Genomic DNA, 9956 nt, shown 5'->3' with positions numbered 1-9956 from the left:
ATCTTGCCTCCCTCACGGGCTCGGAACATCCGAACCATTGATTTCAGGGAGGTTTGTATTTAAGCTTTGCCATTCATCCCAAAGCTAAAGCACTGGGTTTTCTGGACATCCATTTTTATAATCTCCAAAAAGACATAAGCAGATATAAAGGGAACTGCTAAGGCAGTATCTCAAGACAATAAAGACAATAAAAAGGTCCTAATAAACCGAATATGGACTCAGTGATAGTTATCTTTAGGGGAACAATCTATAATTAGGAGCTGTTTAAACCTTCTGTTTGGATTATCTTTTATGAATAAACACTTAAAGTAGCTTTAAGGCCTCAGCCCGCCCGTCTTTCCTCATCCAATCGGGCGAAGGAATTCTCCTCATAGGCCTTATGTTCATAAAAGGTGAGGCTTATTAACTGTTACGGTCTTTTTCATAGTATTTTATTAAGAAGTGATTTTTATTTCTCCATCAAATAAGCCGACCGAGCAGAGAACTGATGAAACAAAAGATATCAGCGTATCCTGACTTCCTCCCAGTTCAATTATCAGTATATCTTTTTCCTCAGCAACTCTATACACGGAATCTAGATCTGTTCTGCCATTCTTCACATCAACAGCAAGAGAAACAACGTCCTGAGGAGCTTTATCCATTATCACAACCAGAGAGGGGGAATTACAGCTCTCCTCTGAAATTATCCCTCCAACAATTTCCACTATATCTCCAGGATCTCCTCTTGCAACAGCACACCATGATCTCCTGCCTAGAACAAAAGAGTAAAGAACTAATGCATCCTTATACACTGACATAAGCTCTGACAGAACTCTTCGAGCTATTCTCTCATCTTGATCATCATGGCACCCTGTTGTGAACCCAACATAAACGGTTGGAGGTTCTCCTTCATAAAATCTCATGTTCCCATCACCGGAACATGTCCGAATCTTCCAAGTTTTATTATATCACCGGGATTTGCATCTGTTGGCACTATTCTTATTCCTATCTTTTTTCTCCTTCTTAAGGCCACTGAGACGGAATCCTCCATCATTTCTTTTATGTCATGCTCATTTGCGCTTACTACAACCATATCAAGCCCAGCTACGCACACAGATATAAGAGATATCAGATCTTCTGGGCTTATCATTCCCTTAGATCCAAGCTCCATAAGGCGGCTATCTTCTGCATATGGAAGCATTAATTCATTAAACCCTGTTAATCTTATATTTTTATTTTTAAGCTTTTTTATCGCTTTATTTATCTTATCTATAGCTCCCAGTGTGCCAACGCTCATGAAATTTCTTCCTGATATCCTTTCCACCAAGGCTGCAGAGCTCTCCTCCATCCAAGGTGATATGGAGGCATCTATTCCTATGAATGGTACTCCTAATGCTTTGGAGAGATCATTAAGAAGCTTATTGTATCTTTGGACTATTTTCTCTAGGCTTTTATCCAGATCAGTGACATCTATTTCAGGAATCATCCTGAGGCTAGCTGATATCCCATTTCTAACACATCTAGTTACCGGGAAGTAGGATGTCTCGAGCTGACTTCCAATTGAGAACCCTATTCTCGTACACGCTGCCTCTCCTAGATCCTTTTGTACCTTCTTAAGAAGCCATGCTGCATCCTCCGCTCTGTGTAAAATAAGGGATATGAAGAGACTATCTGAATCGTTCATGGCCTTAATTAATTCCTCTGATCCCCTTTTAATATTCACCTTTCTCAGCGGGAAAGCTGTGAAATCTATTCCATTTTCCTTTAGATCAAGAGATAACCTAGCAGCACGCTGAAGATCCTCAATTTCTCCCCAGGGAAGCACAAATCTCTTTGTCCAAGGTGATATGCCACTTTCCTTCAACCCCTCAACAAACCTTTCAATTAATCTGAAATCTGGTTTATTTAGGTGGAGAGATATCGCTCTTATGGTGGTCATCCCACCCTCAGAACTTAGATCATTAAAAAACCTTAGTGAGCTATGGGACAGGTCCCGGGTATCTGCCTGTTATATCCCGTCTCACCTGCTCATTTGAGAGAAACAATATCGTGAACATGCTGAACAGCAGAAAGAACAGCAGAAATAATAGTACCAGAATTCCATCTCTTCCAAGAGCTCTAGGAGCATAGGCAAAAGCTGATATTATAACGGAAGCTGATAGAAAAATTGCCATCACTCCATCCACAATAGCCAGTTTTCTTCCTTTTTCTTTTCTATAAACCATTAGAATGCATGCTATTATAAATAATAATGATAAAAGAATGATGGTTAGATAAGAGGCTAAGAGAAATGGTTCCGATCCCTCAAGCAGGAAGAAAGCAGAGAAAGAGGCGAACATCAGAGAGAAAAGGATCATGTAAGCCAATATTACATTTGCCAGAGTAGCCATCTATTAATTTCTTCCGAGGAAAAAGATAAATCTTTAGCTCTATACTGTTCAAGTACTATGGTGCTCGCAAATAAGTTGACTACTGAAAATCCAGTTATAATTCTCCGGAAATTATTGTATTATACTAGAAAGGACATCAAGGCTTAGAAATCTGTAGAAGATTAGGGATCTCCTGTCAACTGCTTTGCTATTTCCTCAGAGGAGCTACTTAGAGCGCTTATTGATAAAGCAAATAATTATAAAATTGATAACTACCTGACAACAGTTTATTTAAGTACAGCTGGACTTACAGAAAAGGGTGTTTTAGATAGAGCTTTTCCCCTACACGCCAAGAAAAGGGCAGAAGGAGCTCATCGAGTTTATAAGAAATTCTAAATCTAGATACATATGTATACACGCTCCAACAGGCTTTGGAAAAACTCCTGTGGTTTTATCTGCTCTTCTTCCACTTACAAAAAGAGGTTTAAAGATAATATGGGCTGTTAGAACAGGAAATGAGACGGATAGACCGATAGAAGAGCTGAAAAACATAGTTAGAAATAAAAACGAGAGTTTCCTAGGGATATCCTTCAGAGGGAAGAAGGATATGTGTCTACTTGCCAGAGATAGGAATATATCCGGATATGAGGCTGTGAGCAACTTGTGCAACCTTTATAAGGAGAAATGCCAGTACTACAAAAACCTAGAGAGAACTAATGTCGAAATACCCAAGGAGCCTCTTCTTTTCTCTCAAGTGCTTAAGATAGCAGAGGAATCCAAGATCTGTCCTTACTTTCTTCAGCTGAGAATTTTAGAAGAAGTGGATCTGGTTTCAATGAGCTACAATTACATACTATCCCCTATAGGATGGGTTATCAGGAGGTATGTACCTTTCAGAAAGAGCATCCTTGTAGTGGATGAGGCTCATAATATGCAGACTGCCGTGATGAATGTAAACAGCGACAGCATATCCATACTATCTGTAAGAAGAGCGATAAAGGAAGCAAGTACTATGATGAGTTTTCCTTCTGATTTAACTGATTCTCTAAACTCTTTAGTTAAAATCATGAGAGAAATGAGAAATAGAATAATGGAGGATGATATCTACGATCCGGAAGCCTTGATGAGGCAAGTAGGTCTTAACAGGGAATCTCTCCAGCTTCTAGTGAAATTTGGGGAGAAGATTGCAAGGAGAAAAGCAGAACAGGGAAAGTCACCTAGATCATATCTTTCTCATATAGGGAAGTTCTTTTTGGCAGTATTAGATTCAAAAGGCATCGATGGTATATTCAACTTGGCTACAAGAGAGGGAGAGAACCTAAAACTGGAACTAGTTGATATGAGGTGTGCTGAAGTACTCCGGTATGTGTGGGAGGAGTTCAGATCTGTTATATTCATGTCTGGAACTCTTTCTCCTATAAGTGCTTTCTCAGAGGTTGCTGGAGTCGACTCATGTGACAGTTTCGAGATGAGATCCTTTGTTGACAGGAGAAAGGTGAAGACAGTGCTACTAAAGGGAGTGAGCACAAGAGGGGAGCAGCTCTCAACTATAATGAGAGATAGATATCTGGCATCGATCAAGGCTTTTCTTTCCATTATGAATGGAAATGTTGCTATCTTTACATCTAGTTATAGGACACAAGGGTGCATTTTAGGGGAACTTGCTGAGATAGCTGCTAAACTGGGCTTTATTTTATTCAGCGAGAGAGAAGGTATGAGCGGGCATGAGGCGAGAGAGATATTGGAGAGCATGAAAAAAGCAGCATATAGAGGGGATAAAGTTGTGCTTGTTGCTCCTATGGGTGGAAGATTTTCTGAGGGTATAGATCTTCCAGGAAAGGAGCTTATAGGTGCCTATATAATGGGAATTCCTTTTGATAGACTCACAAAGAGGACCCAGCTCTACATAGGATATTATACTAGGGTGTATGGGGCTAGAAAGGGAAGATATTATGCATATATTGTTCCCGCTATGAGAAAGGTATCCCAAGCCATAGGAAGAGTTATAAGAAGTGAGGAGGATTATGGAACGTTTATCTTAGGGGATGAAAGGTTCTTAAAACCGATTTACAATAGGCTTCTGCCAGACTACATAAGGGAGACTGGTGAAGCAGTAAGTTGGAAGAATTTAGGCGGTTATTTAGAGATGTCAAGAGAAAGTAGATAAATTTTTACAAAATGATGTCAGAAAGCTCCTGCTTTAGCAAGAAAAGTACTGTAGGAAAAATGGTTAAATATTAATCACCTCTACTATCAAGGGATGCCAAGAATTGATGTATATCTCTCTGATGATAAGACCTCTCTTTATATAGAGAAAGCTGTAAACACATTAAAACCATCTTTGAAGAAGCTTTATGGATATGATGTGAGAATTGTAAAGGTAAAAGATTCTACTTCTGCTCTAATTGCGCTCAGAGAAGGGGTTGATGAACTACCGGCCATAAAGATAAAGGATAGGGTTTTCAAACTAGCTGAGGCAGAGAGAGCAGTTAACATGCTCCTCTCGGGCAAAAGTCCGGATGAGCTCCTAGAAAGAAGAGTTTCATCTGATGCGTTAAAGAAAAGAGCTGAGAACATACTCAGAAATGCGGAATCTATGTCTATTTCCCTAGAATCCATAGCACCTCAAGCTAAAGATATAATAGAGAGCATAAAGAACCTTGAGAGCGAGATATACGAATCTGAATTCAAAGAGCTTGATTCAGAACTGAGAGAGATAGAGGATATTCTCATAAAAGAGTCGAAGAAACTTCAAAGAATGAAAGAAGTCAAATCTCAAGCAGAAGACTTATATAGGCAAGTTTTAGATGGTATTTCATCCCTTAAAGAAACCCTATCCCGCATTCAGATAATTCATGCAGATATGCTGATAAAATCCTTGGAATCCGATGCAATCAATCCATCAGACTGCGGTGAGGACATAGACTGCTTGGAGAAATCTATAAACTTGTCCAGAAATCTGATATCCGTCATATCCTCTATAAAAGGTGATATCTCATCGCTGGAAAGGCCATTATCAGTGCTAAAAAGGGTGCTAGCAGGCGAGTTCGATGATACTGCTGCTTGGTTTGATGCTAGCTTCAAGACATCAGCTTTCTCCAATTTTATCAGGAGAGTTAAGGAGAATTACAGGGATGGAATAACTTTATCCAACATATCCGACATAGAGAAAGCGAAGAAGGACCTCTCATTGCTTGATACTATGGCTTCAGGAATGGAAGCAGGAGTGGTAGTAAGGCGATCTGGTTTAAGTCTTGACAGGTTGATTGCAGTAATTGGAGATGAAGCGAGCTCTTTAGTCAATATTGTGAGGGATGATAGCATAGATCTCAACGAGAGAATGCTGGCTGTCTCTACATTCCTCTCAAAACACATGAAATCACTTGCCTCTGCTGCAGAAGTAATGGAAGAGGTAAGAAGGATGTTCCCCATCTGGGAGAGGTATGTCTCATCTGTTCTTGAGAGCAAAAGCATAATTAGAGCAGAGGAGCTAGCTAGAATACCTAAGCAGTGGAGAGATGCTGTGATAGACAACATGGTAAATAAAAAGATGGCAATAAGACTGCCCGATGGAAGGATAGCTGCAAAGCTCACGAGAGAAGTAGTTGAAAGTTATAAATTGGAAGTAAAAAACAGGATAGATAGAACTCTTAAGATAATACTCAAGATGGAGGGCATGGGCATAAGCTTAGTTGGACAGGAGAAGGAGCTTAAAGATTTGCTATCTAAGCTGGAAGGCACAGATCTCTCGGATGTGGATTCCGCTTATAGTGCCCTTATTGAGATAGACAGGAAATTAAAAGAAATAGAAAACAATCTAAGAGAAGCGATATCTAAATAATTTATAGCATGCTATTGGCTTATCCTAGTCTCCGTGATTTCTCCTTTTTAGTATAATCACTTAATATCAGCTCTATTGTTGCCCTGTCGATGGATGATAAGTTCCTTCTCAAGTTATCCACCAGACATCCAACTATCCTTTTTATCATAGCCTTGGACATTCTATCCATCACTTTCGCTGTTTCCTCATCGCATCCTAAAATCCTAATTGCCTCCATTAACTCCTCCTTTCTGGCTTCCTCAACCATTCTGCAGAAATTAGATATTATCTCCTCAGCCCAAGACCTTCTCCTTTTTTCAAGAAAATTCTCCAGACTTTTCTCCACAAAATCCTCAGCTCTCTTTATATCCTCCAGTTTTTTAGAAGCTTCTTCATCAAGGTATTCCCTTAGATCATCTATTGTTATCACCTTTATCCCCTTAATCCTTGATGCCTCAGGATCCACGTTTCTCGGCATGGAGAGATCGAATATCAGCGTACTCCTCCCTTCCAGCTTAGATGCTCTCTCTTTAGTTATTATATAATGTGGGGCGCTGGTAGTGACGAACACTACATCAACAACTGGAAGAAATCTGTCAACATCGTCCAGCTTTAGTGCAATTCCACCAAATGAGTTTGCAAGCTGGACAGCTCTGTCATATGTCCTATTTGCTATCATTATTCTAAGATTTCTTTTGTTTCTCATATTTATATTCTCTATAACAGCAGATCCCGTCTCACCAGCTCCAATAACCATTATAACTCTGTCTTGTAATCCACCCAATATCCTCTCAGCAACCTCGACAGCCATCTCAGCAATGGAAATTCTCTTTTTTCCGAGAGAAGTGCTGGATCTAACTCTTTTTCCTACCTTCAGTGCTTCATCAAAGATCGATCTTAAGTCACGCGATAGTAAACTGAGCTTAGAGGAGAGAATATACGCTTCTTTTATCTGATGAAGTATTTCATTCTCTCCAATTGCCATGGATTCCAAGCCTGCTGCCAACCTGAAAAGGTGCCTTATGGCCTCCTCTTCCCATGCTATCTCTACATCTTGGCTGAGCTTCCTGTCACCGGATAATTCTTCCCATGCTTTTATCACATCACTAAGATCTCTAATCTCTGTTTCCAGAAATATCTCAACCCTATTGCAAGTTTGAATGAGAACAGTGCCAGTAATTCCATTTATGCTTGAAATCCTCCTTAAAGCAGTTTCCTTATTCTTCAAGAATGCTTTTTCAATCCTGTAAAGAGGAAACATCTTGTAGTTCATCATGGCTACTGCGATGTATCCCATAGCGAACTTCCCTCAGAATATTTAATAAGGCTTCCTTTAATTTCCTAGATAAAGCAAAAAAAGTAAAGGTAATACTACTCACTTCTTCTTTTTCTTTTCCTCTTCCTTCTTTTTCTCCTCCTTCTTTTCCTCTTTCTTCTTGCTAGAGCAAGGCATGTTCCAGTTCCCCCCTCCTTAGTGTTTAATGAGGACAAAGAATATAATCTTTTCGGTCCTTCTGTTAGTTAATATCTTCGATAAAGAGAAAGAGAAGAAAGCTATTATCCACTTACCAAGAATCTTATGCAATCTCCTGAAAGTTCTATTGTTATCTTCCTTCCACGGGCCTCGCTTGGAGCTATTAGTTTTATATCAGAGGGAATATTGCCTTTGCCAATGCCGTAAAGAACTCCCTGCCTCAAAATGACGAAAAACTGTCCTTCCTCTACTTTTATATTTAAGTAATCAGTGAACTGCAAAACAAATTTAGCTGAGGTTACTCCGTCCCGCCTTTCGCTGTCCAAAAGCCATAGATATTTTTCTATCTCCTTTGCAATGCTCTCTGCTCTTGAGTCCATCTGCCTTGTCCTAATTTCATGAGGGCTAAACCCCAGCACTATTGCCGATATTAGTATTATTAAAGCTATTGATATTGCTTTATTCACACAAATCCCCCTAAGATCTTTGTGATCAGCATGAATGCTGAGATCACACTCACCTCTCTCATCCCACTGAGAGCATTTCCCGTTCTAAGAGCTCCAAGAATTACACCAAATAATGACATCGACAGCAGAATTGAGAGTTCTGCTAGCTCAAGCTGTGCCACAAGCCTTTCTGACATCATAGCAATGGATCTTTTTAACACAAAGAAGGATAAAGATATTATTATGGCCAGCACTAATCCAGTGAATGCCTTTGATCTTCTTTCAGAGAGCTCCCTTTCCCAAGAACGTCTAACGGAGGATATTATAAAGAGCATGCTTTTGTGCACTTCATCCGGTTTTGCACCAGACTTAAAGAGAGAGATCAAGAGAGATGGAATAGAAGAAGCCCTAGTATGCCTAAGCTTGAATGAAAGAGCTTCTAATAATGATATATCAGGCGCAAAACCCGATCCTACTTTTATGCACTGCTCCTCTGTGAAATCCAGCCCATCAAATATCTCCTTTTCTCTAATCCTTTCCGACTTTTTAATAATTATATATCCAAGGAAGAGGGATGAGAGAGCTATCTCCACCGATGTAGAGGGGGAGAATGGAAGAAGGAGAAGAAAAGCAGGAAATAAGGAAAGGGAAATAATGGCTGCTATTGCTGAATACAAGGAGTCCAGTCTATAGGGGCTATCTTTTCTCAGTATCATCACAACTGAAATATCCACTGGAATCGAGATAAGGGAGGAGTATAACATCAGTTCTGGGCTGATTCCTTCTGATACAATGCCCGATATAATGCCTGAGTATATCAGGGCAAAGGGGAGAAGAGCTGAAATTATACCCACTAATGTAGCTATATTTCCTATGCTTTCAATTCTCTTTCTCTGCTCATTCGCGAAATCCTCCATTAGCTCCTCGAAGGCTGCCTTTATGTCACTCCTTCCCTCATACATTCTTCTGTATATAGTATTTATCCTAGAAAACAATTTTCCCAGCGGACCTTTCCTTTTGCTGAGGACCTCTATATAATCTTCCATGCAGATCTCCCTTGATATTACAAGTAAACTCTTTTCTCCTGTGATATCAGCAGCTATCCTCATGGCATCTCTCATAGCAAGACCCGATGCCAAGGAGGAACAAATAGCCCCGGCTATTGACCAAGGATCAGCATTAACTTTTCTCATGATATATCTCCTCCAGAATTCTTTCCTTTCTCTCAGAAAGCTCTTTTTCTACATCTTTCTCATCCCTTGCCTCTCTTTCAGCAATCTTTCTTACTAACTGCCCTCGACAGATCCATCCATTGAGATAAGTAGATTCAACTCCGTTCTCATTCGGCTCAGCAACCTCAATCACCTGTCTTTTTCCTTCTAATGTCCTCTTTATTAATATGAACATGGAGAAATCCTCTATAACTTCTTTATTCAGCTCAATGGGGTATGATGTCAGCCTTCTCAAGGCTGATCTAATAGATGAAGCGTGAAAAGTAGTCATTCCTGAGCCCCCAAATCTTATGTACTGAGCTAATAGCCTAGTCTCCTCTCCTCTAGCCTCCCCAAGCACTACATAATCAGGTCTCATCCTTAACACATCCTTCATTATGTCCACTAAAGTGTGCTGATCCCTTCCGACAAGCCTTGTGAAGTTTCTCCTTCCCTTGAGCCATATTTCTTCAGAGTCCTCCACTACCACCACCCTTTTATTCTCAGGTATTCTCTCAAGAAGCGCCTTCAGAAGAGTGGTCTTTCCAGTACCTGTTTCACCTATTATCAAGCCAGATAGTCCATGTAAGACTGCCATCTCAAGGTATGCAGCCAGATCTGCTGTTAGAGTCCCAGATTTCACGAGATCCAACAGGC

Annotated in this window: 9 protein-coding genes; 2 read left to right on the top strand and 7 right to left on the bottom strand. The window is 40.1% G+C overall.

Translation table 11 applies throughout. From position 1 onward, the window contains the following. Positions 1-434: 434 nt before the first annotated feature. Genes D6D85_RS08865 through D6D85_RS08855 form a run of 3 tightly spaced genes read right to left on the bottom strand, consistent with a single transcriptional unit; the run spans position 435 to position 2369 of the window. Positions 435-902, bottom strand: a complete 468-nt coding sequence (locus D6D85_RS08865) for a hypothetical protein (protein ID WP_125671700.1) — start codon at positions 900-902, stop codon at positions 435-437. Beyond that, positions 899-1918 carry a DUF711 family protein gene (locus D6D85_RS08860; RefSeq protein ID WP_125671699.1) on the bottom strand — a complete coding sequence of 340 codons (1020 nt, stop codon included), beginning with the start codon at positions 1916-1918 and terminating at the stop codon, positions 899-901. Before D6D85_RS08860 ends, D6D85_RS08865 begins: the two co-directional genes overlap by 4 nt. 40 nt (positions 1919-1958) lie before the next feature. Further along, positions 1959-2369 carry a hypothetical protein gene (locus D6D85_RS08855; RefSeq protein WP_125671698.1) on the bottom strand — a complete coding sequence of 137 codons (411 nt, stop codon included), beginning with the start codon at positions 2367-2369 and terminating at the stop codon, positions 1959-1961. 424 nt (positions 2370-2793) lie between these two features. Here D6D85_RS08855 and D6D85_RS08850 point away from each other — a divergent pair, with 424 nt between their 5' ends. Further along, complete coding sequence (locus tag D6D85_RS08850; protein ID WP_125671697.1) at positions 2794-4515, top strand: helicase C-terminal domain-containing protein; 1722 nt, start codon at positions 2794-2796, stop codon at positions 4513-4515. Between the two features lie 93 nt (positions 4516-4608). Then, entirely contained in the window at positions 4609-6189 is a 1581-nt protein-coding gene (locus D6D85_RS08845) for a hypothetical protein (RefSeq protein WP_125671696.1), read from the top strand. Positions 6190-6208: 19 nt separating this feature from the next. Here the strand turns inward: D6D85_RS08845 and hemA are convergent, their stop codons facing one another. The 4 genes from hemA to D6D85_RS08825 all read right to left on the bottom strand — a co-directional run. Next, entirely contained in the window at positions 6209-7465 is a 1257-nt protein-coding gene (hemA, locus tag D6D85_RS08840) for a glutamyl-tRNA reductase (RefSeq protein ID WP_125671695.1), read from the bottom strand. A gap of 260 nt (positions 7466-7725) precedes the next feature. Further along, positions 7726-8109, bottom strand: a complete 384-nt coding sequence (locus tag D6D85_RS08835) for a hypothetical protein (protein ID WP_125671694.1) — start codon at positions 8107-8109, stop codon at positions 7726-7728. Further along, complete coding sequence (locus D6D85_RS08830; RefSeq protein WP_125671693.1) at positions 8106-9281, bottom strand: hypothetical protein; 1176 nt, start codon at positions 9279-9281, stop codon at positions 8106-8108. Before D6D85_RS08830 ends, D6D85_RS08835 begins: the two co-directional genes overlap by 4 nt. Further along, on the bottom strand, positions 9268-9956 hold a 689-nt coding region (locus D6D85_RS08825; RefSeq protein ID WP_161969793.1), incomplete at its 5' end, for an ATPase, T2SS/T4P/T4SS family. The genes D6D85_RS08830 and D6D85_RS08825, both read right to left, overlap by 14 nt.

It is taken from the genome of Candidatus Methanodesulfokora washburnensis (genome assembly GCF_003947435.1).
In the GTDB taxonomy this organism is placed as follows: Archaea; Korarchaeota; Korarchaeia; order Korarchaeales; family Korarchaeaceae; genus Methanodesulfokora; species Methanodesulfokora washburnensis.
The sequence above is the reverse complement of the archived record's forward strand: the minus strand, read 5'-3'. Positions and strand labels throughout refer to the sequence as shown.